Origin of the sequence: Gardnerella sp. DNF00109, assembly GCF_049262845.1 — a bacterium.
In the GTDB taxonomy this organism is placed as follows: Bacteria; Actinomycetota; Actinomycetes; order Actinomycetales; family Bifidobacteriaceae; genus Bifidobacterium; species Bifidobacterium vaginale.
The window spans coordinates 612,207-638,402 of the sequence record NZ_CP058406.1 but is presented as its reverse complement, the minus strand read 5'-3'; the positions used below and the strand labels follow the sequence as shown (position 1 = coordinate 638,402).

The 26,196-nt window shown below is 38.7% G+C and carries 18 protein-coding genes and 1 pseudogene; 5 read left to right on the top strand and 14 right to left on the bottom strand.

Translation table 11 applies throughout. The features are described 5' to 3' along the window. Positions 1-140 precede the first annotated feature (140 nt). Entirely contained in the window at positions 141-680 is a 540-nt protein-coding gene (locus HXT20_RS02380) for a peptidylprolyl isomerase (protein WP_020760232.1), read from the top strand. Positions 681-783: 103 nt separating this feature from the next. Here the strand turns inward: HXT20_RS02380 and HXT20_RS02375 are convergent, their stop codons facing one another. The 3 genes from HXT20_RS02375 to HXT20_RS02365 form a co-directional block, all read right to left on the bottom strand. Next, the gene (locus HXT20_RS02375; RefSeq protein WP_004138463.1) at positions 784-3,123 is read right to left on the bottom strand and encodes a RelA/SpoT family protein; all 2,340 of its coding nucleotides are present in this window, start codon (positions 3,121-3,123) and stop codon (positions 784-786) included. A 160-nt stretch (positions 3,124-3,283) separates the two neighbouring features. Continuing rightward, positions 3,284-3,781 carry a dUTP diphosphatase gene (gene dut / locus HXT20_RS02370; protein ID WP_009993670.1) on the bottom strand — a complete coding sequence of 166 codons (498 nt, stop codon included), beginning with the start codon at positions 3,779-3,781 and terminating at the stop codon, positions 3,284-3,286. Further along, positions 3,781-4,074, bottom strand: a complete 294-nt coding sequence (locus HXT20_RS02365; protein WP_004112589.1) for a DUF4193 domain-containing protein — start codon at positions 4,072-4,074, stop codon at positions 3,781-3,783. Before HXT20_RS02365 ends, dut begins: the two co-directional genes overlap by 1 nt. A 205-nt stretch (positions 4,075-4,279) precedes the next feature. Between HXT20_RS02365 and sepH the strand changes: the two genes are divergently transcribed. After that, positions 4,280-5,611, top strand: coding sequence for a septation protein SepH (gene sepH / locus HXT20_RS02360; RefSeq protein ID WP_009993669.1), 1,332 nt, complete (start codon positions 4,280-4,282; stop codon positions 5,609-5,611). An 11-nt stretch (positions 5,612-5,622) separates the two neighbouring features. Here the strand turns inward: sepH and HXT20_RS02355 are convergent, their stop codons facing one another. Further along, the gene (locus tag HXT20_RS02355) at positions 5,623-6,816 is read right to left on the bottom strand and encodes an alkaline phosphatase family protein (RefSeq protein WP_246979120.1); all 1,194 of its coding nucleotides are present in this window, start codon (positions 6,814-6,816) and stop codon (positions 5,623-5,625) included. Positions 6,817-6,972: 156 nt separating this feature from the next. Between HXT20_RS02355 and HXT20_RS02350 the strand changes: the two genes are divergently transcribed. Beyond that, positions 6,973-9,642: a DNA gyrase/topoisomerase IV subunit A gene (locus HXT20_RS02350; protein WP_422114435.1), complete on the top strand. Its 2,670-nt coding sequence runs from the start codon at positions 6,973-6,975 to the stop codon at positions 9,640-9,642. Positions 9,643-9,907: 265 nt separating this feature from the next. On the opposite strand, the gene HXT20_RS02345 is transcribed toward HXT20_RS02350, so the two are convergent. The 4 genes from HXT20_RS02345 to HXT20_RS02330 all read right to left on the bottom strand — a co-directional run bounded on the left by HXT20_RS02345 (position 9,908) and on the right by HXT20_RS02330 (position 16,231). Then, positions 9,908-12,355, bottom strand: coding sequence for an InlB B-repeat-containing protein (locus HXT20_RS02345; RefSeq protein ID WP_422114460.1), 2,448 nt, complete (start codon positions 12,353-12,355; stop codon positions 9,908-9,910). Positions 12,356-12,395: 40 nt separating this feature from the next. Next, on the bottom strand, positions 12,396-12,569 hold the full coding sequence (locus HXT20_RS02340) for a primosome assembly protein PriA (protein ID WP_101887847.1): 174 nt from the start codon (positions 12,567-12,569) through the stop codon (positions 12,396-12,398). Between the two features lie 243 nt (positions 12,570-12,812). After that, positions 12,813-14,834 (bottom strand): InlB B-repeat-containing protein, encoded by a 2,022-nt coding sequence (locus HXT20_RS02335; protein WP_422114434.1) that lies wholly within the window; start codon positions 14,832-14,834, stop codon positions 12,813-12,815. A 218-nt stretch (positions 14,835-15,052) separates the two neighbouring features. Then, complete coding sequence (locus tag HXT20_RS02330) at positions 15,053-16,231, bottom strand: MFS transporter (RefSeq protein WP_004115467.1); 1,179 nt, start codon at positions 16,229-16,231, stop codon at positions 15,053-15,055. 477 nt (positions 16,232-16,708) lie between these two features. Between HXT20_RS02330 and HXT20_RS02325 the strand changes: the two genes are divergently transcribed. Together HXT20_RS02325 and HXT20_RS02320 are read left to right on the top strand one after the other, a co-directional pair. Beyond that, positions 16,709-17,116, top strand: a complete 408-nt coding sequence (locus tag HXT20_RS02325) for a hypothetical protein (protein WP_004112566.1) — start codon at positions 16,709-16,711, stop codon at positions 17,114-17,116. Positions 17,117-17,173: 57 nt separating this feature from the next. Beyond that, the gene (locus HXT20_RS02320; protein WP_422114433.1) at positions 17,174-18,283 is read left to right on the top strand and encodes a type II TA system antitoxin MqsA family protein; all 1,110 of its coding nucleotides are present in this window, start codon (positions 17,174-17,176) and stop codon (positions 18,281-18,283) included. A 143-nt stretch (positions 18,284-18,426) separates the two neighbouring features. On the opposite strand, the gene HXT20_RS02315 is transcribed toward HXT20_RS02320, so the two are convergent. The 6 genes and pseudogenes from HXT20_RS02315 to HXT20_RS02290 all read right to left on the bottom strand — a co-directional run bounded on the left by HXT20_RS02315 (position 18,427) and on the right by HXT20_RS02290 (position 26,136). Further along, positions 18,427-20,310, bottom strand: coding sequence for a cell surface protein (locus tag HXT20_RS02315; RefSeq protein WP_422114432.1), 1,884 nt, complete (start codon positions 20,308-20,310; stop codon positions 18,427-18,429). Between the two features lie 131 nt (positions 20,311-20,441). Further along, positions 20,442-20,621 carry a hypothetical protein gene (locus HXT20_RS02310; protein WP_004115478.1) on the bottom strand — a complete coding sequence of 60 codons (180 nt, stop codon included), beginning with the start codon at positions 20,619-20,621 and terminating at the stop codon, positions 20,442-20,444. Positions 20,622-20,740: 119 nt separating this feature from the next. After that, a complete protein-coding gene (locus HXT20_RS02305) occupies positions 20,741-20,968 on the bottom strand; it encodes a DUF3791 domain-containing protein (protein ID WP_032837413.1) in 228 nt (75 codons plus the stop codon). Next, positions 20,928-21,227 (bottom strand): DUF3791 domain-containing protein, encoded by a 300-nt coding sequence (locus HXT20_RS02300; RefSeq protein ID WP_004112558.1) that lies wholly within the window; start codon positions 21,225-21,227, stop codon positions 20,928-20,930. Before HXT20_RS02300 ends, HXT20_RS02305 begins: the two co-directional genes overlap by 41 nt. Before the next feature lie 208 nt (positions 21,228-21,435). Next, positions 21,436-23,557, bottom strand: a pseudogene (locus tag HXT20_RS02295) (InlB B-repeat-containing protein). A gap of 218 nt (positions 23,558-23,775) precedes the next feature. Beyond that, positions 23,776-26,136 carry a DNA gyrase/topoisomerase IV subunit B gene (locus tag HXT20_RS02290; protein WP_422114431.1) on the bottom strand — a complete coding sequence of 787 codons (2,361 nt, stop codon included), beginning with the start codon at positions 26,134-26,136 and terminating at the stop codon, positions 23,776-23,778. Positions 26,137-26,196: the final 60 nt, after the last annotated feature.

Sequence of the window (26,196 nt, the reverse complement as noted above, 5' to 3'; positions counted from 1 at the left end):
ATGTTTCTAAAGTTTTGATATTACGAAAATAAGGCGAGTTAATGCAAGATTAATCCTGCTCAAGCTCGCCTTATTTTTATTTGCAACAGTTTTATTTGCAACAGTTTTGAACAGTCTTTAATATATGGGAAAATCGCATTATGACACTTATCAATATGCATACGTCCGAAGGCGATATAAAGATTAATCTTTTTGACGATAAAGCGCCTATTACAGTAAAAAATTTCGTTGACTTGGCAACTGGCTCAAAAGAGTGGATGAATCCTTTTACGGGAGAAAAATCCAGCGAACCATTCTATGACGGCTTAACATTCCATCGTATTATCAAAGACTTTATGATTCAAGGCGGATGCCCTCTCGGAAACGGAATGGGTGGTCCTGGCTACGAATTTGATGATGAGATTGACCCATCTTTAAAGTTTGATAAACCATATCTTCTTGCAATGGCAAATGCTGGAAAACAGCGAGGACGGGACGGACGCTTACATGGAACGAATGGATCTCAGTTCTTTATAACTACCGTACCAACTCCTTGGCTTGATGGTCATCACACTATTTTTGGAGAAGTAGTAGATGATGAATCTAAAGCTGTTGTAGATAAGCTCGAATCTGTTCCAACAGATAGGTCTGATGCCCCACTAGAGCCAGTTGGAATTATATCTATTGAGGTTATTAAGTAATAACATTAACTAAAATAAAGCATAAATAATATAAAATTGCAATAACAAAACTTCCAGCCAAAACATTATTTGACTGGAAGTTTTATTGTTTAGGTTTTATTGTTTAGTCGCGTTCCATTTTTCTAAGTCGCGGTTCCGCACTATCTTTTGCGCCCGTAATTCTATAAACGTCAAAAACGCCATCAATCTTACGAATTGCAGCAAGAAGAGTGTTCAAATGCTGAGGATCTGCCATTTCAAACGTAAATTGACTTGTAGCAACGCGGTCATCTCCAGTAGCAATCGTTCCCGAAAGAATGTTTACACCATGATCCGAAAGAACTCGCGTAACATCCGAAAGCAAATGCTGACGATCCAAAGCTTCTACTTGAACTTTAACAAGGAACAAGCCTTTATCGCTAGTCCATTGAACAGGAATAACACGCTCTGACTGTGACTTTTGCAAATCAATCATATTCTGGCAATCCGTTCTATGAACAGAAACACCCTGATTTCTAGTTATAAAACCAACAATGTCATCTCCAGGAACAGGCATGCAACAGCGAGCAAGTTTAACCCACACATCTCCAACGCCCTTTACGGAAACACCAAGAACACCATTAGATTTGCGATTACGCTCAACTCTCCTAAGCGGAAGTGCTTCTTCCTGAGCTTCTTCAGCTACTTCTTCACTACCAGCATCTTTAACAAGACGAGAAATAACGTTTTGAGTGGAAACTTGACCTTCGCCAATTGCAGCGTAAACAGCTTCTACATTAGCAGTTATATTAAGCTCTTCTGCAACACCTATTAACGCTTGTGGAGTAAGTAAAGTAGATAAAGGCAAATTACGTTTACGCATAGCTCGCGTAAGCTCGTCTTTACCCTCTTCAATCGCCTCCGAACGGCGTTCCTTGCTAAACCATTGACGAATCTTATTTCTAGCTCTAGGGCTTTTTACAAAGCTGAGCCAATCTCTTGAAGGACCAGCAGTATCAGACTTTGATGTAAGAACTTCTACAGTATCGCCATTGTTAAGCTTAGTGTCAAGTGGCACAAGCTTTCCATTTACGCGAGCGCCCATCATTCTGTGACCAACCTCAGTATGCACAGAATAAGCAAAGTCAACTGGAGTTGCATCTTGCGGAAGAGCAACAATACTTCCCTTTGGAGTAAACACGTAGACTTCCGAAGCTCCAAGATCTTGCTTTAAGGAACCCAAGAATTCGTCAGAATCTGGCGTTTCACTGGTCCAATCTGCAAGCTGCTGAATCCACTTTAAATTATCTAATTCGCTAAGCTCTTTGTTTTCTTCTTGTTCACGCTTAACATCACCTTTATCTGGCTTACTTAAAGCGCGACCAGCTTGTCCGTTTGCCTTATACTTCCAGTGAGCAGCAATACCAAATTCAGCACGCCTATGCATGTCCCATGTGCGAATCTGAATCTCCACAGGCTTTCCACCAGGACCTACAACAGTAGTGTGCAAGCTTTGATACATATTTAGCTTAGGCGTTGCTATATAGTCCTTAAAACGTCCAGGAACAGGACTCCAGCGCGCATGAACTGCACCTAATGCAGCATAACAGTCCCGAATAGAATCAACGATTATTCGCACACCTACAAGATCGTAAATATTTTCAAAATCATGACCGCGAACAATCATCTTTTGATAGATTGAAAAATAATCTTTTGGACGCCCCTTAACAGAAGCTTTTACATGTTGCTGGTTTAAATCTTCATTGATTTCTTCTAGAATTTGACGCAAATAAACTTCACGTTGACCAGCTCTACGAGCAACTAAAACTACTATTTCGTTATAAATTTTTGGATATAAAACTTTAAAGCTTAGCTCTTCAAGCTCTGTCTTAATTGCGTTCATACCGAGTCGATTTGCAAGAGGAGCGTAAACATCTAGAGTTTCACGAGCCTTTTTATGCGAGCTAGATGGCTTAACGTATCTCCATGTACGAGCGTTATGCAAACGATCTGCAAGTTTTACTACCAACACTCGCACATCTCGGCTCATTGCAACAACCATTTTTCTGATTGTTTCTGCCTGAGCGCTTTCTCCATATTCCATGTTTGATATTTTTGTAACACCGTCGACTAATCCTGCAACAGTATCACCAAAATCAGCCCTACACTCTTCTAGCGTGTAATCCGTATCTTCAACAGTATCGTGTAATAATCCTGCAGCAACAACTATAGGACCCATTCCTAGGTCAGCTAAAATCTGAGCAACAGCAAGAGGATGAATAATATATGGTTCGCCTGATTTACGCCTTTGACCAGTATGCTGTTTTACGGCTCTAGCATAAGCTTTGTGCAAAATCTCCATATTCTCATCGGGATGATGCCACTTACACATTCGCAATATTGGGCACAATGGGTCTCGCATATCTTCGCTAATTTCACATCCGAGCATGTTAGCGCCCTTAATGTCGTCTTGATTTTCACCCATCGAATATCACCTCCCGATTTATAGTTACTATCCTACATTGTAAAACAAGCTAAATCATACAATAATCTACATGTCTAATATTAAACACAATAAACTTAATATTAAATACAATAAATCCGACTCAGTCTAATAAACTTAGCTCTGGCCGGATTTATGTAATTTATTGCACTCCAGTAGATCCAAATCCTTTTGTAGATCTATCTGATCCTGGAAGCTTATTTGCTTCAATAAAATTAGCTTCAACATAACGCTGGATAACTAGTTGAGCTATACGATCTCCACGATGGAACTGCACAGTATTGTTCGGATCCATATTTATCAACGGAACCTTAATTTCACCGCGATACCCAGCATCAACGGTTCCTGGCGCGTTAAGAACTGTAACACCTTGTTTTACAGCGAGACCAGAACGCGGATGAACTAGAGCAACGTATCCAGCTGGCAAAGCTATAGCAACACCAGTTGGAACCAGAGCACGTTCAAATGGGCGCAAAGTCACATCTTGCGTAGTTCGTAAATCCGCCCCAGCATCTCCAGCATGAGCGTAAGAAATATGTTCCATAGCAGGCTGATTACTATCAGTATCATTCAAATTATCCAAATACTTGATAAGAACTTCTACCTGTTCTGGACCAGTGTAGGTCTCGTCATAAGACATTAGGCTGCGCACTCCTTACAAACTGGCTGACCATCTTGAGACATTTGTGCAAGCTGACTACGATGCTTTACGAGGAAACACTCTGAGCAAATAAATTCATCACCCTGCATTGGTATTACTGTAACAGACGCATCTTCATTGCTTAAATCTGCACCTGGCAACTCGTAATCTTCTGCAATAGCATTCTCATCATCGTCTATATCGTTAGCAGAGCTTTGTGAACCCTTACTCAACGCTTCCAATGACTCCTCGTCTTCGTCTTTACTACGAGGAGAATCATAATCCTGTGCCATTATGGTCCTTTCGTTTTTAAAACTACTTACTAAATCTACTTTTATACTTTTAGCTATCTAATAAAAGCTACCTACGCGCATAGCATACATGAAAGCTACCCCGCATAGAATACTCGCTTTTTTATTCATAGAAAATGGCAAAGAAGGCAGACTATGGACTAAAGTATGTTATAAGTAGCGTTAAAAGCGAGGAAAGTGGTGCACAATGCTTGAAAATCCGCCAAAAGAGGCGAGTTTCGATCATGTGGATAATAATGGCGATTTAATTTTTATTTTTGAAAACACGCCGTTAAAAATTCATGTTGACGACACGCTGGAGCGCGCGATTGCCGAATCAAAAAAACTAACAAATGTTGGTGGCGATAATCAAAACACAGTTAATTCTATTAGTAAATCTGATGATTCGCCAGCTGCTACCACGGCAACACTACCTATATCTCAGATACAAGCACTGATACGTGCTGGCGTCGATCCAGAACATGTTGCAAAGCGATATAACGTAAGCGAATCTCAAGTTAAAAGATTCTCTAGTGGCGTTGAAACAGAAAAACAGTATGCTATTGAGCAATTCTTAACAGTTCCAGCTCCAAAACAAAGCAATATGAGAACTATTTCAGATTTGATTGAACGAACTCTCGCAAAAGCACACATTGGAATGGAAACTGTAAAATGGCGTGCCACAAGACGCGGACTTGAACCATGGCTTATAACAGCAGAGTTCAACACTGCTACTCGAACAATAAAAGCAGAGTGGACTTGGAATATGCACGACAACTCTATTACGTGCGCAAACCCTTCATCTAGATTGTTGCTTGGCGAAGAAGTTATGAACAATGATTCTTCTTCTAAAAAATCACAGTTTGGAGGAGCTTATAGAGACACAGTAAGCATAAACTTCCCATTCGCAAATGATGAGCTTCCAGGAAATTCGATTCGTTCTGCAAGAATAGAACGTGCTGTGAGTCAGTGGGAATCAAGGAATAGCGTTAATCTTGCAAATGTTGCTATTCAAACAGAGGCTGCACAAAAAGAACAAAACAGCAACAATACTAATAATTCTTTAGATGGTTATACAGAAAATCCAATTCTAAGCGATTTGGTATCAAACTCTACTCCATCTAACAATCCAGATAATACAGAACAGTCTTCTGCAAACGTAAAAAACATAGAAGCCGCAGAAACTGCTGCAAATATTGCAAACTCTTCTTCTAATTCTGGAATCTATAAGTCTAAAGAAAATTCAGAAAATGAAGATAGTAGCGAAAATGCGAGCGCAAACATTTCACAAGATAATTCTAGTGAAAATGCGGTAGTCGATTCTTCCAATTCTGCTTCTGCAAAAAGCAAATATGCAAATTCTAAATCAAACACTTTTGGATCAGATTCTGAAGATGCGCATGTTCAAGCAGATAAAACAGTTGCTATAGAAACTCCAAAAACTGAACCAAAACAGCATATGAACGAGCATACTAGGGCTAAGAAGAGCACGAGAGCTGCTGTTCCTAGTTGGGATGAGATTCTTTTTGGAGAGGCTTAATTTATCATAAATCAAGCTATATCAACTAAGCATGGAATGTCCATTTCCATGTGACTCATAGAGCCATGAACGCTTGGTAAGTTCATGGCTTTTTCTGTTTCTATCCTGGAATCCACTATAGTTACAGATGACTTTGCTTGAACAAGAACATCACCTATGACGCTTAATGCTAACGGGCTGACTTTCCCAAAAACACCATCTTTAACAGCTTGCTCTTTAGTTCTTACACGCGCTTTATCTTGCAAAACGTTAGACCATCTTAACGCAATGTCATCTGGATTTTCGCCATCTTCCGCGTAAAGCATAACAGACCTAGGCTCTCCCCCAACAAGCTTAACTCCTTTAGTAAGACGACTATCTTTTGCAATATCTATTTTCAAATCTGGATTTGATTCAATCATTCCATGGTCTGCAGTAATAACAATCAAAGTGCCTTTTTGACAATTCTTTTTTAAAAGACTCAGTTGCGCGTCTATCTGCTCAAAAGCTGAAACCCAATTCTCAGATTTCCAACCGTAATTGTGACCAACTTTATCAATATCTCTAAGGTACAAATATGTTAAACCAGGCGTTTTAGTACTATTGGCAGCATTCATAATTCTTGCTCTAGGAGTTGATCCACTTATGAATTTAGCTCCCCTAAAAGCTGCTTGAGTTAGAGGAGAATCCTCAAATTTTGAAAGACTTACATGATTCGCTCTAACACCTAAATTAGAAAGCGACTCAAATATTGTAGGCTGGCGTTGCAAATCTAATGGATCTGGAGCATCCCTAAATTGGATTAATTGACATAATGCCACCGTTTTAGGATTTTTTTGCGTGTATCCCGTCATTGCAGTAAGACCAGGGCATGTTCCAGTGCCAAAAGTTGCCATTGCTGCAACCGTAGTACTCGGAATACAAGTCTTTATTGGACGCTGATTTGCGCAATCGTTAAGAAGATAGCGCAAATAAGGAGCATGACCTTTTCTAATAGCAAGATTCCAATAGCCAAGTCCGTCTACAAGCACAACAACAGCACTCTGTGACTTCGGAAATCCAAGACTAATGCGCGCAGTATCAGGATCATTATAAACAGCTGTACTAATCGAAGCATCAATCGAAGAGCTTACTGCTGGAAGAATCGCAGACAAACGAAGATTGGAGTTACACGAATCATCAACAAAATTCAGCAAATCATCCACAGACGGAATCTCAATACTCATAAGCAACATTGTAGTCAAAACACAAACTATACAAAATCATGAATAATGCATAACAGACTATGAGTAAAATAAGCATAAAATAAGCATTTAATAAAGTTTTGTGCACATAAATTGGTATTATAAAGGCTTGTAAATCACTTCAAGGAGTTCAAAACCATGCCTTCACGCAGCAAATCAGCAAAACAAACCTTCGACCCTAGAAAGGTTAAGGAAAACATTGTTGAAACGCCGCTTAACGAAGAAATGAGCAAATCATTCCTCGAATACGCATACTCGGTGATTTACGCGCGCGCATTGCCAGACGCTAGAGATGGAATGAAGCCTGTACAGCGCCGAATCGTGTATCAAATGGGAAACATGAACCTTACCCCAGAACACGCATACATGAAGTCTGCTCGCGTTGTAGGCGAAGTTATGGGAAAACTGCATCCGCATGGAGATTCCGCAATTTACGAGGCAATGGTGCGTTTGGCTCAGCCATTTTCTCTTAGACTCCCTCTGGTTGACGGTCATGGAAACTTTGGTTCCTTAGACGACGGTCCTGCAGCATCTAGGTACACGGAAGCGCGACTAGCTCCAGCAGCACTTGGAATGAATGCAGATATAAACGAAGACACTGTTGACTTTGCTCCAAACTATGACAATAAGCTAAAAGAACCAACTGTTCTGCCTGCCGCTATACCAAACTTGCTTGTAAACGGAGCTTCTGGAATCGCAGTTGGAATGGCCACAAATATGGCTACTCACAATCTTGGCGAAGTCGTAGCTGCAGCAAAATACGTTATGAAGCATCCAAATGCTACTCTAGACGATTTAATGCAAATAGTTCCAGGACCAGACTGGCCTGGCGGCGGCATAATTATTGGGCGAAGTGGAATCCGCGAAGCGTACGAAACTGGAAGAGGCGCTTTTACAACTAGATCGAAAACGCATATTGAAAACGTTACAGCGCGCAAAAAGGCGATTATTGTTACCGAATTACCATTTATGGTTGGACCAGAGCGCGTGCTCGAACGCATATCTCAAGGCATAAAAGCGCGCAAACTAGACGGAATATCTGGAGCAATAGACTTAACAGATAGACATAACGGAACGCGAATCGTAATCGAAATAAAAACAGGATTCGACCCAAACGCGGTTCTTGCGCAACTTTTTAAGCACACTCCGCTGCAAGAAAGCTTTACGATTAACAACGTTGCACTAGTTGATGGAAGACCTCACACAATGGGTCTTCGAGAGCTTCTAGACGTGTGGATTTTGCACAGAAGAACCGTTATTAGAAGGCGCAGCGAATTTAGACTAAACAAAGCCAAAGAGAGACTGCACCTTGTAGAAGGATTGCTTCTTGCAATGCTAGACATTGACGAAGTAATTCAAGTAATTAGGTCTTCCGAAGATGCAGAAACCGCAAAATCAAAGCTTATTAGCGTATTTGATTTAGACGAGATTCAAGCGCAATACATTCTTGACTTAAGACTTAGAAGACTTACAAAAATGAGTCGAATCGAGCTAGAAGGCGAAAAAAACGACTTATTGCAAAAAATAGATGAACTTAACGAGATTCTAAGCTCCGCAAGCCAGCTAGACAAAGTTGTGATTGCAGAAATGGATTACGCTGTAAAACAGTGGGATACTCCGCGCAGAACTATTCTTTTAGACGAACAAGAAGACGGCAGCTTTACGCCTGTTTGCACTAAAAACAGTAAAGAAGTTAATTCTGATTCAGCTATGGACGCAGTTATTGCAGCAAATCAATTGACAAATGCCCAGGCAGATGTTGCAGCAGCCGCAAGCGCCGCTCGTAAGTCTGGAGACACTGACGCAACCTCAGCGGCTTTGCAATTAAGCGACGAACCGTGTGCCGTAGCTTTGAGCACATCTGGGCTTATAGCAAGAACTAGTGTTGAAACATTCAATAGATGGCAATCACATTCTTCAAATATCTTTGACACTCCATGCTTAAACGTGTTTACTACTACTACGCGAGCAACATACGCTTTAATAACATCCGCAGGGCGATTAGTAATAGCGCATGTTGCAGACTTGCCACATTTAAATCAAGGAGATGAAAACGTTTCGGAATCTCTTTCCAATGGTGTTAAAGCAAGCGAATTATTAACTTCTACTCAAAGCACAGACCCAATTAGAGGAGAGAAAGTCGTAGCTGCTATTGCGTTGAGCGAATCTGATTCTAAAACTCCTCTCGCAATCGGAACAAAGAATGGCGTTGTAAAACGATGGAATTTTGAATCACCAACAACAATGGATTCTTGGAGCATTATTGACTTAAAAGACAACGATTCAGTAATTAATGCAGCACTTGCTAATGATGAAGATAGGCTTGTGTTTATAAGCAACGATTCTTCCCTACTTACATTCGATGCAAAGCAAGTGCGTGCGCAGGGGCGAAGCTCTGCAGGAATGGCAGGAATTAGGCTTAATGAAGGATGCACTGTTTCTGCTTTTGCTGTAGTTGCTAAAAATGATGTTGAATGGAATTACGAAGAGGGCGAAAATGGTCTATTTTCTGCTTCTGGAAGCGTAGTGTTCACTCTTGCTGGAGATAGCGATGCGCTTGCTGGAACAGAAAACGGAGCTGCAAAGATTACGCCGCTAGAAATGTACCCTACAAAGGGTCGCGGCACCGGAGGCGTGCGATCACAGCGATTCCTTAAGGGGCAAAACACGATTTTGGCAGCATACGTTGGGAATTATCCGCTTTACGCGACTACACAACGTGGAGCGAACGTAGAGCTACCTAAGCCAGATATGCGAAGAGACGCTTCAGGAACCGAGTTAGTTTCCCCAATTGCGCATATTGGGTAATCATCTTTACTGCTATAGTTGCGATTTTGTTGCTACAGTGGTAAAGAACTTGAACGATTTACGCATCATGAGGAGCCTTGGATACTTATTCGCGGCAATCTAAAACTAATGATTCATCAAATAAAATAATCAGCAAAAACACAATAAAATCAAATTCCCCCTGCGAACAACCATACGAGTTACACAACAGGGGGAATTCTTGAATCACAATATCAACACAACATAACTTAGATTCTTACATAAAATCAACCTACTACATGCATATTTAATGCTTGCGGCGAGACTTGAATAGAGACAAACCAAAGCCAGCAAACAAAGACACAAACAAAGCACTTATAGACATAACCAGCGAAACACCAGTATCAGGCAAATGCTTAGCAGGAACCTTAGCACTATAAGCTTCACCAGCATCAACAGCCTTAAAACGCTGCTCAACAGAATGCCCCACTGGCTTATCCGAAGAATGAACAGGATTCAACACAGGCTGCTCAACAACAGAATACTCTGGATTCTCAGGAACAACCTCAGGAAGAGGAATCCACGAATCATCAGGAACATCAGGAACGTCAGGAACTGGTATTGGCTCAAGTTCAGGAGTCACATCTGGCTCAGGAGCTGGAGTCGGCGTTGGCGTTGGTTCAGGAGTTGGCTCAGGTGTAGGTGCAGGAGGTATTTGCGTATAAATAGCGTAAACAGTAGTATCCTCGCTTACAATTGTGGACGCAGTAAACGCATCCCCAGTTCCATTTTTATCCTTATACCAACCATTAAAAGTAAAACCAGCTTTAGTAGGATTAGCTGGCATAGACTGATCAGTTAAACCATCACCACTAATAGAGAGACCTTGCTGAACTTTCACAGTAGCATACGGTTTCTTGTCATCACCATTTATAAATTTGACGGTAGCAATCTTTCTTCTCAACACAAAAGTAACAACTTTTTGAGTAGAAACATTATCATCTTTGTGCACTGCAATATTAACATTCGCACTAGTTGGAGCACTATTAATATCTGCTGAATTTTCTGGTTCAACAACCCACTCATAGTTTGTAGGCGCTTCAGCAGCAGACTTTACGATGTAGTTTCCAGGAGACAAATAAGCAAAACCATTGGAAAGATAACCAGCAGCTTCACTAAGCAAAGCCGTATTTTTATTTGTTATCATTGATTGTAATGCGTTTAACTCTGGAGCTGCGCTAGACTCAGATGACTTGAAATCACCAGCAATTTGCTTATCGCCAACGTAAAGTCCAAATTTCTTACCACTCTCGATCTTGTTTTGCAAATCTTTGTATCGCACAACAAGCTGAGTAGGAATTGGTCTAAATGTCACATAATAATGCTTTGTATTTAGTTGATTGTCATCTTTATCTCGAACAATACCGTAATTGAAATTTCCAGGTTTTTTGTCAGCATTTTTAGTAGTAAAAGTACCGTCTTTTGGCGTGTCTATATCATTACTGTAATACAAATAACCAGTGATTTGCGTGTTTTTAAGCTCTTCCATAGTTGGGCGCTTAATAGAATCTTTCTTGGGATCGCCTTCGTAGCTTAGAAGAGGCGTATACATATTTCTGACAACCTGATTATTACCAAACCTAACTTTGGAAATATTTTTCGCGTCAGACAAATCGGATAAATCCAACTTGGTAAACGGTTTAGTAGAGAACCTATCAGCTTCACCAGAACTACGTTGTGGAAGATCATCATTCCCTTTAATGTTTGCTGCCTTGCGATATTGCAAATCATCTACAAAGTGAAATTGCGCGCCACATTCAGGTAGAAAGGCGACATATCCAAAAATTCCAGATGAGTCTTCATGATTAAATCCTTCATAGCCAAAAATAGCTTCATGAGTGTTGTCACCCTCCATAACAACATGAATAAACGTTTGGTTCTTTCTCATATATACTGTGATATTTGTCTTATCAGCCAAATTGGATCCAATAAGCTTCCCATTTACCTCGAGCCTGTATGAGATCTTATTGTCGGGAGCTTTATTAAAGTCAAAATCTGCTGATCCATCTGGATTTTTTAGCTCGCGGGATGATCTGTATGGGTAAAATTGACCATCGGCAGTATATACACTTTCTTTATCAACCCGCGGGAAAAATATGAATGTATCAACTCTTCCAAGCCTGCCATTATATGTATTGATAATCTCATTAATACTTCTAGTATCGCCAGATGCTTGACCATTCTCTACAGAAAATTTCTTGCCATAAGGCGTATAAAAAATCTTTTGAATAGAAGGCAGAGGTCTAACAGATGTTGTTTTATCCTGCAGCTCTTTGACTTCAGCAGGTGTAATAACATTCGGGAACGGATTGGTTACATTCTTGTCATTACTAAAATCATATATGCCATCTTTATTAGGCTTAACTTCGCTTTTCTTCTCGCCATTATTTGTAGAATCTGTTGACGCCCTATCATCTTTTGCTGCTTTAACTGATTTTTGTGTACTTACTTCATCGTTTTTTGGTTTATCCGCATCAGTAGGATCATTTCTTTTATCAGCTTTGTTATCGGCAACAGAACCACTATAGTCAGAGGAAGATGTCAACCTAGTTTCACTACTGGAAGGATCAGCATTAGCAAAGTTAGATTCATGATCTTCAGAATCAGACTTCTGTTTTCTAATAATTTCTTGTGACTGTTTAGAAGCATGTGACTGCGCCAAACCGCGCGACTTTGCAGATATATCATTCTGCACATTTTCTTGTGATTTTACAGATTTTTGTGACTTTGCTAAATCACCAGGAACCCCCCCCCCCATTAGAAAAATCAACACTAGTGACATTCTGCTTCACATCTGATGCAGAATTATTTTCAGACGCATTCGCAGTTTGAGCCATGCAAAAAGCGCAAGCCGCAGTAGCAATACTCATCATCGTCGTTGACAACACGATTGCAGTTTTTTTATTCATTTTAGCCTCTTCACTAAAAACTCATAAAATTACATAAATTGTACAAACAACCATTAAGCAAAGCTTAAATCCACAAAACTTATAAACACTTTTGATTATACAATAAATAAACATTAAATATAAGTAGATGCACACAATATTTGCTTGAAAGTAGACAATACGATAGTAACGAATTTCCCCCTGATATATAAAACATCAGAGGGAAATTATCAGCATTCGCTCAAAACATTCATAAATGCAATACTAATTTTTGCGTTTAGCTATTCCAGCAAGCAAACTAGAAAAACCAGCGAAAAGGGATATGATTGAAATCACAAATGTTGAAGTTGCTGAAACACCAGTATCAGGCAAATGCTTAGCAGGAGCCTTAGCATTATAAGCTTCACCAGCATCAACAGCTTTAAAATGCTGCTCAACAGAATGCTCCACCGGCTTATCCGAAGAATGAACAGGATTCAACACAGGCTGCTCAACAACAGAATACTCTGGATTCTCAGGAACAATCTCAGGAAGAGGAATCCACAAACCACCAGGAACATCAGGAACGTCAGGAACTGGTATTGGCTCAGGTTCAGGAGTTACATCTGGCTCAGGCGCTGGCTCTGGTGTTGGTGTTGGTGTTGGTGTTGGTTCAGGAGTTGGAGATGGCGTAGGTGTATAAATAGCATAAACCGTCATGTCACTTTTTACTGGAGTTTGAGCAGTAAATACTTTGCTTTTATCCTTACCTGTAGAATCAGCATTCCACTCTACAAAAGTATAACCTTCTTTAGATGGTGCCGATGGCATCATCTGACCTGCAACACTGTTTTCACTTATGCTCTTGCCTTCCTTAACTTGCACAGAAGCATAATTTTTATTGCTATCATTAACAAAAGTAACTTTGTAGATCTTAGGTTTAGGAACAATGTTGTAGGTAAAGTGCGAAATACCAATTATCCTAAATTGTCTTTTGATAATATCGTAAAACAGGCACTGACCTTCAAGCTTGCCAGATTTTACTGCTATATATTTGCCTTCTTTATTCTTCTCAAAATAAGATGAATTTTCAATCTGTACCGGAGTACCATCTTCTTTGAATCCTTCCACTACATTAATACTCTGATTGACACCTTCTTTCGTAATTTTAATAGGACTTTTATATTCGTCTCCTACTTCAATAGTGAAAGTTCCAGGATTCTGGTTATCGAACACAGAATCGCCCTTCTGTGGATTATTAGATGGGAATAATTGATACTTAGCCAAATTATCTTTTACATCAATTTCAGTAATTTTATTACCTTGGAAAGCATCGCTACCAATTCCAGAAAGATAATACGGCTTAGAGTCTGAATCGTGCTCTTTGCCCTTGTCATCAATTACGCCTTCAAACACAACTTTTTCAATTTCATTAGCTACAAAAGCACCATTATGTATTGAAATTACACTTTTCGGAATAGTAACAGTTCCCTTAATTTTGTTCCAGCCGAACGCACCGTATTCGATGATTTTAAGAGATTGCGGAAGAGTGACACTTTCTATATAATGTTCACCCTCGATATGCTCATGATTTTTGCCAACTTGTTTCGCTTTACCTGTAAAAGCAACTTCTCCAATTACTTCTATACCTTCTGGAATTACAATATGCGGATTTTTCTTAAGCTTTGCAAGGCCTTTTTCATTAAGTCCTGGAACAATAACATTTTCTGTACCAGCTGGTTTTCCATCATGATCAGTAACAGTAATATCTTTCCTGTACCCAATCTGTTTGCCGTCAGGGGTGATATTAAAGTCGTCACGCGTCCAAGTTAAAGATTCATCATTTGTGCTACTTGAATCAGTTGAAGCTGCTCTGGATTCTTCATATGCAGTTACGCTTCTATCTTCACGATTATTTGTTTGAAGATTAGTATTGCTTACATCAATAAGAGTTTGAGTAAGTTTAGTAGTTTCAAAATTTTCAGTAGCGTCTACAGGTTTAGAAGATTTAACAACATCATTATCAGTTTTTGCAGTTTCGGTAATTTTTGCAGCTTCATTAGAATTGGAGGAATTGATATTTTCAGAGGATTTTACGGAAGTGCTATCTAAAGCCCCCCCCCCATGCTGGTTTTTACTAGGATTTGTAGCATAAGAGTTTGCGTTAGAAGAATTTACAGTTGTATTAATACCATCACTCACTGAGGTATCGGCAGCATTTGCACTTTGTGCTACACAAAAAGCACACGCAGCAGTAGCAATACCCATCATAGTGCTAGTCAAAATTATGTTAGTTCTCTTACTCATTTTTCCTCCCGCAAAACCAAATTTTCTAGAATAATTACCAAAATAACGGAATCAACACCAAAACAAGTATAATACAGGCATTTAACAGCATTGAATCTTCAGACATTCTACAACTTACAACTTCAATCTCAACAAAATGTAACCAAACTCACAATAAGCTTAATAAATCTTAAACAAACAACCATTAAGCAAACAATCACACGAAAATATTCTCATACTCAACTTTTGCAAATCCGAAGCAATTGCATATGCATAAACGCCATTATAGATAGCAAAATAATCAAATATGCTGGAAGAAAAGACATAGACACGTTTTGACCAATAAACCCAAAGATTGCAGGCATTAGCATTGATCCAATATATGCGCTAGCCATTTGCATGCCAACAATCGCTTGCGATTTATCAGCTCCAAAATAATGCGGTGTAGAGTGAATAACGCATGGATAAATAGGAGCACACCCTAAGCCAATAATCACAAATCCTGCAACTAATGCTATATGATTGGGCAATGGCAATAACAACACAAGAATACCTAGAATCATCACTAGTTGCCCAAGACGAATCATGGTTTCGTCATTAAAACGCATTGTCAAAAATCCGCTTATAAATCGTCCTGCTGTAATACCAACATAAAATAAACTTGCCCATCCTGCTGCAACAACGTGGCTAACGGACCCATACAAAACCATGTAACTACTGGCCCATAATCCTGCAGTCTGTTCAATAGCACAGTAGCAGAAGAACATTATAAGAATATTTTTAGCTCCAGGAATGCGCAAAACTTCCGCAAAAGATAGCGTTTTAGAATATTCTTTAGATATCTGAATAGATTTACTTAATTCATGCGCTTTATGATTATTCCACAATGGCAAACTTATAAACAATATTACAGTTAATATCACTTGAACAATCGCAATATACTGATATCCTGCAGACCATCCCAATTCGTGAGAAAGCGCAAAACCCATAACGTAAGGTCCAGCTGAAGCTCCAATACCCCACATGCAGTGAAGCCAGCTCATATGACGGCTTTCGTAGTGCACAGCAACATAATTGTTAAGAGCAGCGTCTACCCCTCCAGCACCTAGACCATACGGGATTGCTAACAAAATAAGCACAATATAATTCGGTGCAAAAGAAAAACCCAACAATGCCAATGCAGTTAAAGCAACAGATACAAACGTAACTTTGCCTGCACCAAAACGCTTAGTCATCCTGTCACTCAGTAGAGCAGAAACAATAGTTCCTGCAGAAATAACCATTGATATTCCGCCAGCCCAAGAAATTTGCGCGCCAATATCGTGACTCATAGTCGGCCAAGCAGATCCCAAAAGAGCATCAGGCAAACCCAAACTGATAAATGCTAGATAAATAATTGCAAGAAGAAGATTAATCATATTCACATATTAATTCATAAAACGAGTTATAAGTTTTCGCATTAGGATCATACTTCAGTTACTCAGTTTCTTCAAATGCAGCAAACGTATCAGCATTAGGAATATCATACTTCTTGCAAAAAGCACAATTTGTTGTAGAGAAATCAAAAATAGCATCTAAATCAGTCATGCAACACTCCTACTGCAAATATGTGTTACTAGGAAAGACAAAAATTAGCAACGATAAAAATGATACAATATTCAACAGCATAAGCAATACTGTAAGTAACCAAATGATTCAACATCTTATTTAAACTAAATAAAAGTTTCAAATTTACATTTTATTGCATATCATCTTAAAGCATAAAAACAAGCCAAATACATTAATAAGGCTAATAAATTTTATTCTAGAATGCTTAGAAATTATTTATGCATCAATAGATGCATTTTTCTTGATAAATGCACCTATTTTTTGTATCATACGACTAGAGGTGATGTATGAACAAGAACTATAATCAGAATTACACAAAAGAAGAAATTTCAGCAATACTTGCAAAGATAAAAGACTGCATAAGGAATGACCGTTTTACCATCTCGTTAAACGAAAATCGTCAAGAAAACATAAACTTCATTCGAGAATACAACATACGATCAGATATTCAGAAAAATATACTTCTCAACATAGAAGTGGAAGATTTTTGTCATTCGTTAAAAAACAAAAAAAGAGGCTATGAATATGAAACGCTTTACGTATTCGCACCACGCGTAAAACTATCACACGTAGGTAAATGTGAGATGGTAAACATTTACACGAAGTTTAATATCATTACTATTTCTCAGCAAAATAGAACAGTTGTTATTTCATTCCATAAAGCAAATAAACAGATAGATTATTTATTTAAATAATCTAATAAACAACTCAAAAAGATAATAAATCTGCTAATTTTCAATAAAAGGCTCATAATGAAAGATAATAAGACATTTTGTGAAGAATGCAGGAATGACGTTGAGTACTCAACAAAATCCGTTCCAATGACTGCATCTATCAAAGGAAAACAATATTCCTACACTGGCACAGAAGCACACTGCAAAGAATGCGGCTCTGCTGTATATGTACCCGAAATTATTGACGCGAATCTTCGAGCATTGTATGACGAGTATCGTAAAGAAAACAATATTATTCCGCTTGACAAAATCAACGAAATACCTGCTAAATACTCAATAGGCAAGCGTCCACTTTCACTGCTTCTCGGTTGGGGTGAACAAACGTTTTCTAGATTTGCAGACGGAGACATTCCTTCAAAACAATATTCTGATATTTTGCTACGCATTTATAATGATCCGGAATATTACTTGCAATTATTAATCAGCAATAAGGATAATCTGAAATCTGCAATTAGTTACGAAAAAAGTTATAAAGCAACACAAAAACTAATACGCGAATTACAAAATAACTTTGCAAACAATAACTTTGATGGCAATAAGTCGAGTGACAAAATACACAATGTAATACAATACTTGCTTATAAAGTGTGAGGATATAACTACCCTAGCCTTGCAAAAATCCTTATACTACATTCAGGGTTTTTATTTCGCTTTTTATAAATCATTCATATTTACCGATGATTGTCAAGCATGGATTCATGGACCTGTATATAAAGACGTCTATTTGCGTTATAAAGACTACACTTTTACTCCAATAGATTCACCGACAACAGAAATATCAGGAATTAAATCATCAGAAAAATTAGCGGATTACAAACATGTTCAAAAAAGTGATGTGACATTATTTACATCAGAACTAACAACCACACTATCAGCTACCGAAAAAGCAGTATGCGATAGCGTTATTGATAATCTTTGCTGCTACAGCGGTAAAGAACTTGAACGATTTACGCATCATGAGGAGCCTTGGATACTTACTCGCGGAAATCTAAAAACTAATGATTCATCAAATAAAATAATCAGCAAAAAGATAATTGGCGAATACTTCACAAAAATAAAAGAAAAATACAATATGATAAATCCAGATGATATTCGCCAGTATGCGAAAGATATGTTTGCCAGTAAATAAAGCGAAACAGAAACAAAACACAATAAAATCAAATTCCCCCTGCAAACAACCATACAAGTTACACAACAGGGGGAATTCTTGAATCACAATATCAACACAACATAACTAGATTCTTACATAAAATCAACCTACTACATGCATATTTAATGCTTGCGGCGAGACTTGAACATAGACAAACCAAAGCCAGCAAACAAAGACACAAACAAAGCACTTATAGACATAACCAGTGAAACACCAGTATCAGGCAAATGCTTAGCAGGAGACTTAGCATTATAAGCTTCACCAGCATCAACAGCCTTAAAACGCTGCTCAACAGAACGCTCCACTGGCTTATCCGAAGAATGAACAGGATTCAACACAGGCTGCTCAACAACAGAATACTCTGGATTCTCAGGAACAACCTCAGGAAGAGGAATCCACGAATCATCAGGAACATCAGGAACGTCAGGAACTGGTATTGGCTCAAGTTCAGGAGTCACATCTGGCTCAGGATCTGGAGTCGGCGTTGGTGTAGTTTCAGGAGTTGGAGATGGCGTAGGAATAGGAGGAGTTGGCTTCTTCTTCAATACAAAAGTAATAAATTGTATAGCAGTAGTCTTTCCAGTTTGAAGTCCGATATTAATATCTGCACTAGTTTTGGAATCCTGCTTATTTGAATCTACAACCCAATCGTACCCTTCAGGCGCTTGAGCTGTAGGTTTTACAGTATAGTTTCCTGGAGTCAAATACACAGCACCGTTAGATAAGTAACCAGTAAAACCTTTAAGAAGAGTAGTGTCAGTTGACTTCATCATAGTCACTAGATCGTTTATACTGCTGGCAACAATATCACCACTCGCAGCAGCAAATTCATTGCCAATTTTCGCATTACCAGAATCTAAAAGCTCGTACTTTGCATTTGATTCAAATGTTCCATCAGACTTCTTATACTTAACGACCAACTGCGTAGGAATTGCTCTAAAAGTAACATAATAATGTTTACGTGTAAGACGCTTAACAGGCTTGCCATCCTTCATTTCATAAGCAAAGGAAAGATAGTGATTACCAGGATCTTCCTTAGTATCCTTATCGTTCGCAAACTCATGATTCTTGTTCTGAGGCTTATCAATGTCATTATCCCAATACACGTATCCTGGAATATTCTTACCAGTAAGATCAGTAAGTATAGGACGCTTCGCATATTTTATATCTGGATCTTTATCAAAAGACAAAATAGATGTCTTACCGTCACCACTATCTGTTCGATAGAAGGCTGCTTTATCAGTTATTACAGCAGAAGTACCAGAAATATCCGCCAATCCCGCAATTTCGTAAAATGGAACCGACGATATTAGAGTACCCTTCTTCTTGTCTGCATCAGTTAAAGATGGATGAGTGTCAGAATTTCCTCGCTGCTTTAACTTACCATCTTTATCTACCCCATTTGGATTCTTAGATCTATATTGCAAATCATCCACAAAATGGAACTGCGCATCTGCTGCAGAAAAATAACGATTATAACTTGTATTGCACCCAGCATGATGACAATAAACATACACAAATTTAAATCTTTCAAAATTAAACTTATACTTATACGTGAGTTTTAGGTATAAGTAATTTTTGAAAGCATACTCAGAGCGAATATCAATAGACTTTTTACAATTCTTTGCAACAGTATAACCATTTAATTCAAAATCAACTGGTTCAGCAGAAGCTGTAATTGTTTGTTCAGAGCCTGCATAAATACTACCATCTTTTGATATAGAACCATTTACAGACACACCCTGAGATGAAGTAATCTGTGACTCATTTTTGCCAGAAACATAATCATTTTTATATACTTTGTAAACAATATATTCTCCATCAACATTCTTTAAGAATCTATTTTTAACAATCTCACTTTTGGGATTAGGATTATCTGAAGTGGCAGCAGGCTTAAAATAAATTTTTTCTACAGAAGTTTCTTTATTCTTAAACGCTTTTTCAATCTCGTCATCTGAAATTACATCTGGAAATGGATTTGTGATTTTTTTAGTAGTATTATTCACATAAGTGTACTTAATTTGGTCATCATCTTCGCCAACTTTCTTATAGTTAGCAGCAGTATCAAATACAGGCGTTTCCTCAGGAGCACTTCTATCTTCATCAACAGATTTAGCATGTTCTGAGGAAGTGCTATCTAAAGCCCCCCCCCGGGTGTATTAGAAGTTGCGGCAGAAGAATTTACAGACGTATTAACACCAGAAGAAGCAGCTGAAGTTTCAGCAGCATTCGCACTTTGCGCTACACAAAAAGCACAAGCAGCAGTAGCAATACCCATCATAGCGCTAGTCAAAATTATATTAGTTCTCTTACCCATTTTTCCTCTTAAAGATATATAACGCAATAATGTAAAAACATACACACATTGTACGCTTTATAGTCGAAATACTAATGCAAGCATGATATATCACGCGATCGTTTAATTTATTACAAAAGTCATGCATTAACACATATTTTAGAATTATGCATCTCATCAAGCAGATCTTGAACCAAATATCCGTCGCTCATACAATGCATATCCGAAATACCATTACGCATCAAATCATAAGTGACGGAATGGTAAAATACGTCAAGCGCCTGCTCATAACTCAACCCAGCACGCTCAGCTAACAAACTTACAACCCTAGCATACTTCTTTTGCAACAAAATAGGATTCGCCTTCAAAATCCATCACTCCCCTAAAACTTGCCACACCTTTTTCACGCATAAAGGAAATAATGTCATTTGTAATATACTCTTTGCCTTGAGTATGCAAAACATCATAAGATGGAACAATATAAGACATAAGAATATTACTTTTCTTAGTCAAAGCATCATACGTATCTCGAGGGTTTTGATTAAGCTTATTTGCAACATTTTCAATACAAAATATTGCAAAATCAAGCTTATCTTTGTCAAAGACTTCTTGCTTATTACCAATCATAAACCCTCCTTTTTAAGATAAAGCACAATAGAACACTGACTTACAAAGTAATAATTCTTAAAACAAACCTTTAATACAGTTTACATCAAAAATCGCATATAAAATAAGGCTTCTGACTTTATGTTATAAAACATTTACTCAGAAGCCTTATTCCAATATTTTTTAATTCTTATACGCGTTTATACGCGATTATATGCGATATTTGCGTTTAATGCTTGCGGCGAGACTTGAATAGAGACAAACCAAAGCCAGCAAACAAAGACACAAACAAAGTACTTATAGACATAACCAGTGAAACACCAGTATCAGGCAAATGCTTAGCAGGAGCCTTAGCATTATAAGATTCACCAGCATCAACAGCCTTAAAACGCTGCTCAACAGAATGCTCCACCGGCTTATCCGAAGAATGAACAGGATTCAACACAGGCTGCTCAACAACAGAATACTCTGGATTCTCAGGAACAATCTCAGGAAGAGGAATCCACAAACCACCAGGAACATCAGGAACGTCAGGAACTGGTATTGGCTCAGGTTCAGGAGTCACATCTGGCTCAGGATCTGGAGTCGGCGTTGGTGTTGGTTCAGGAGTTGGAGATGGTGTAGGAGATGGTGTAGGAGATGTTTCTTTTACATACGACGCATATACAGTCATATCACTATTAGCTACAACAGTATCACCAGTAAACGCATCCCCAGTTCCATTTTTATCCTGATACCAACCATTAAAAGTAAAACCAGCTTTAGTAGGATTATCAGGCATAGACTGATCAGTCCACTCATCACTATTAATAGTTTTACCTTCTTGCACTTTTACTTGTGCATATTGAGTATCTCCATCCATAAAAGTAACTGTATGACCAGCAACCTCCCACTTAGGGAATACAACAAATGTGTGATTTGTAGAGCAATATTGCGTACCGAGCATACTACCAAACGTATTAACGCCCTTGTTGTCTCTAAGTACAGCAAATAAATATGGGTAGGCAGTAGTTTGATCGTTAAATGGTACGTACGCAACGGTTGTACTATTAATCATCGTTTTATTGTCATCCCCCATACGGTCATATGATGTGTATGGTTGACCATTCGTTTTTTTAGCAACATAGAACTGCCAACCAACAAACTTGTAACCAGCTTTAACAGGAACCTTAGGTTTACCATTTTCATCCATCGGGAATTGAATAGCGTTGTCTTTTACACGAAGACGTTCAAAAATATTATCCTTGTTATATGTGAACTTCCAGTTTCCGTCAGATTGATACTCCTTATTAGAGTTTTGAGGCTGCGCGTACGAGAAACACTTAGATGCAACATCCTCATCCTTGGCATACACAATTTCCAAGGCATTAAGACGAAAATATTTGTTTTGCGTTTTATTAGACCCGCTAGCTGGAGTCCATGTAAAGTGGCTAACACTAGGTGTAAATTCATCACCTTCATCTACAGAAACATTATTGTATGTCACATAATACGGGCTTGGAACTGTGCTGTTTACCACTGACACTTCATAAGTATGGCTTGAATCATAACTACCCAAGCTTTTGGTTGCACTAGTAGCAGTATCAGGATCATAAGTTCCAGTAGTTGTTGCTACTACCTTGTTATCAGTTGTATCTTTTATCTTAAACTGAATCTTCTTAAATGCATCCTTTACGTCTTGTCTAGTTGAGTCCAGCGTGGAACCAAAGTCCCAACTCTCAAAATTCAATTGACCAAAATCACTATCACCCTTAATAAATGCATTTTTATTATCCTTGTTCATAGTTTCCCAGCAAAGACTTACTTTAAGCTCGGTTGTTTGTGTTTGAGGTTTAGGAGTTTGATTAGGAGCTGGCTTACCACTAGCAAAAAGCGCTTGATTAAAAATTGTTGGTGAAACTGGATCTTCCTCACCCTTAGACTTTGAATCAATATTTAATTCAGTCTTTGTATCAGTATTTACAACAGAATCTGCATTAGATTTAGCAGTAGTATCAACTACAGAATTTACATTAGTATTTGCAGAAAGCTTGATACTAGACTTTACATCGCTCTTAGCTTCAAGCTTGGATTCAGTTTTTGTATTAGAATTTGGTTTCGAATTCGTTTCAGGTTTTATATTATCTTTATCAGAAGAATCAGAAGACTTTATTACACTCTTATCAAAAGTACCAGTTTTTTGAGAAGAGCTATTTTCAATTGGGGGGGGGGGTAGTAACTTTTGCAGTTGAAGTGCCAGAATCCACGTAAGTATCAGCAGCATTCGCAGTTTGAGCCACGCAAAAAGCGCAAGCAGCAGTAGCAATACTCATCATCGTAGTCGATAATAAAATCACAGTTTTCTTGTTCATTTTTCCCTCTTATAAAACAAATTCTAAGAAAATCAATAAATGCAAAATCCCAGATTCACTTCCACTATTGAAGCAAACCTGCATTCGCAATTATATCATAAAATCATTATAACTTAACTAAATGTCATAATGTAATTACAATTCAAAATTTGTAATACACATTATATAATGCGAAGAAAATTACAAATTAAGTAACTTAACGCACAAGTAAAACAAAATCAGGTATCGATTTTGGAACGATCGAAGTCGTCAGCGTTATCAACAATAAACTGCTTGCGCGGAGGAACATCATCACCCATAAGCAAATCGAATACTTCGCTCGCCTGCTGAGCATCTTCCATACGAATCCTTCTTAGCATTCGCGTTCTAGGGTCCATAGTGGTGTCTGCAAGCTGATCCGCATCCATCTCACCCAATCCCTTGTAGCGCTGAATATCGCTGTTAAAATCAATGCCCTTAGCTTGCAAATCATCAAGTTTTCCAGCCAATTCGTCATCGGAATACGTGTAAATATACTCGCCTTTGTGCTTTCCAGCGAGAGCAATTCTGTGAAGAGGCGGCACAGCAGCATAAACATGCCCGTTCTCAATAAGCGGACGCATATAGCGGTAGAACAGCGTTAGCAACAAAATACGAATATGCGCGCCATCAACATCTGCATCGGTCATCATAACAATCTTGTTATAACGCGCTTGCGAAATATCAAAACTTGCGCCCGACCCTGCTCCAACAACTTGAATAATTGCAGCGCACTCCTTGTTGGATAACATTTGCGCAAGACTTGCTTTTTGAACGTTCAAAATCTTACCGCGTATTGGCAAAAGCGCTTGGAAAGCAGAATTTCGAGCAGCTTTTGCAGTTCCAAGTGCAGAATCGCCCTCGACGATGAAAAGTTCTGCAACATCGTCATTTCCAGGCTGGCAATCAGAAAGCTTTGGTGGCATTGAAGCAGACTCAAGTGCATTCTTTCTACGAGTAACTTCCTTAGTTTTACGCGCTTGAATACGCGCATGCATTTCGGAAACAATTTTTTCTAAAACTCTGGCAGACTGTTCTTTGAATCCTCTCTTGGACCCGCTAATCATCTCCCCAAATTGAGCATCCGTCATTTTAGTAACGATTGGCTTAACTTGAGCAGTTCCAAGAACATCTTTAGTTTGACCTTGGAATTGAGGTTCAGCAATGCGAACTGTTACAACAGCAACCATTCCAGCTAAAATATCGTCTCTCTCAATCTTAGTGTTTGAATCTTTAAGATTTACTTTTAGCTTGCGAGCATTATCTTCAACAGCTTTACGAATTTGCTTAGTCAATCCTTGCAAGAATCCGTCTACGTGCATGCCTCCGCCAGGAGTTTCAACAACGTTTACGAAACTAATAATCGTTGAATCGTAGCCATTTACCCAGCGCATTGCAATGTCAACGCCACATTTACGCGTCACTTGCTGAGCATGTAAATCTCCAGCAGAATCAACAGCTTGTGTCTCCTCTACATACGTATCTTCGCCAGAAATACGCCAAATATCTGAGACTGCTTGACCCTTTGAAAGAAAATCAACGAAATCTTTTACTCCGCCGTTATGCAAAAATTCAACCACTCGAGGATGATGCTTATTTTGCAATTCTCTAGAAGACTCACTATTTGCAACAGATTGCGCAGTGGTTTCTTCTGATTCGCCATCAGATTCAGATTCTTCTGATTCATATTCAGATTGATTTAGCTCATTAGATTCATTATCTACGGTTGCTTGCGATTCATACTTAAAAGCCAAATCATCTGTTAAATCACTAGTATTAGCATTCGCATCATCACTAGCGCTAACATCAATCTCTTGAATATCGCTAAATTCGCCTTCTGGCACGTGTTCGTCAATAACAGTAATGCGCAAGCCTGGAACCAAAAAACTAGTTTGACGAACTCGATCAATTAACTGTTCATAACTAAAGCGAGCTGTTGAGTTAAAAATCTCAGGATCAGCCCAATAGCGAACTCGAGTACCTGTAGTTTTTGGCGAAACAGTACCAATAATCTCAAGCTCAGTAGGCTTGTTCTTGCGAGTGCGCTTAAACGGAGAAACTGGAGACGGATGCATTGGATCTGCGTCACTATAAACTCCAGGATGACCCTGATGGAAAGCCATGTGATGCGTTTTACCATCACGATCAACTTCAACATCCAATCGCAAGCTCAACGCATTTACAACAGAAGATCCAACGCCATGCAAGCCACCTGCAGCATTGTACGAAGCATTACCAAACTTAGCTCCAGCATGAAGCTTAGTTAAAACGACTTCAACACCTGTAAGTTTTGTTTTAGGCTCTACATCTACTGGAATACCACGACCATTATCTGCAACTTCAATAGAACCATCGTCGTGAAGAGTGACGATAATATGGTCACAAGCCCCAGCTAAAGCCTCATCAACAGCATTATCAATGATTTCCCAAAGGCAATGCATTAAACCTTGACTATCAGTGGTGCCAATATACATGCCTGGGCGCTTTCGTACAGCATCCAAGCCTTCAAGCACAGTCAAACTGTCGGCATCATACTGTTCTCGATCTTTATTAGAGACCACTTCTACCCCTTGTACAACACGAATATTAAGCAACCACTAAGCAATAAGTGTCGCATCCCT

Coding starts and splice junctions, on each gene's coding strand:
- HXT20_RS02335 (WP_422114434.1), bottom strand. CDS start 14,834: ATGAGTAAGAGAACTAACATAATTTTGACTAGCACTATGATGGGTATT.
- dut (WP_009993670.1), bottom strand. CDS start 3,781: ATGTCTTATGACGAGACCTACACTGGTCCAGAACAGGTAGAAGTTCTT.
- HXT20_RS02300 (WP_004112558.1), bottom strand. CDS start 21,227: ATGATTGGTAATAAGCAAGAAGTCTTTGACAAAGATAAGCTTGATTTT.
- HXT20_RS02340 (WP_101887847.1), bottom strand. CDS start 12,569: ATGAATAAAAAAACTGCAATCGTGTTGTCAACGACGATGATGAGTATT.
- HXT20_RS02320 (WP_422114433.1), top strand. CDS start 17,174: ATGAAAGATAATAAGACATTTTGTGAAGAATGCAGGAATGACGTTGAG.
- sepH (WP_009993669.1), top strand. CDS start 4,280: ATGCTTGAAAATCCGCCAAAAGAGGCGAGTTTCGATCATGTGGATAAT.
- HXT20_RS02380 (WP_020760232.1), top strand. CDS start 141: ATGACACTTATCAATATGCATACGTCCGAAGGCGATATAAAGATTAAT.
- HXT20_RS02330 (WP_004115467.1), bottom strand. CDS start 16,231: ATGATTAATCTTCTTCTTGCAATTATTTATCTAGCATTTATCAGTTTG.
- HXT20_RS02310 (WP_004115478.1), bottom strand. CDS start 20,621: ATGGGTAAGAGAACTAATATAATTTTGACTAGCGCTATGATGGGTATT.
- HXT20_RS02375 (WP_004138463.1), bottom strand. CDS start 3,123: ATGGGTGAAAATCAAGACGACATTAAGGGCGCTAACATGCTCGGATGT.
- HXT20_RS02355 (WP_246979120.1), bottom strand. CDS start 6,816: ATGAGTATTGAGATTCCGTCTGTGGATGATTTGCTGAATTTTGTTGAT.
- HXT20_RS02350 (WP_422114435.1), top strand. CDS start 6,973: ATGCCTTCACGCAGCAAATCAGCAAAACAAACCTTCGACCCTAGAAAG.
- HXT20_RS02325 (WP_004112566.1), top strand. CDS start 16,709: ATGAACAAGAACTATAATCAGAATTACACAAAAGAAGAAATTTCAGCA.
- HXT20_RS02365 (WP_004112589.1), bottom strand. CDS start 4,074: ATGGCACAGGATTATGATTCTCCTCGTAGTAAAGACGAAGACGAGGAG.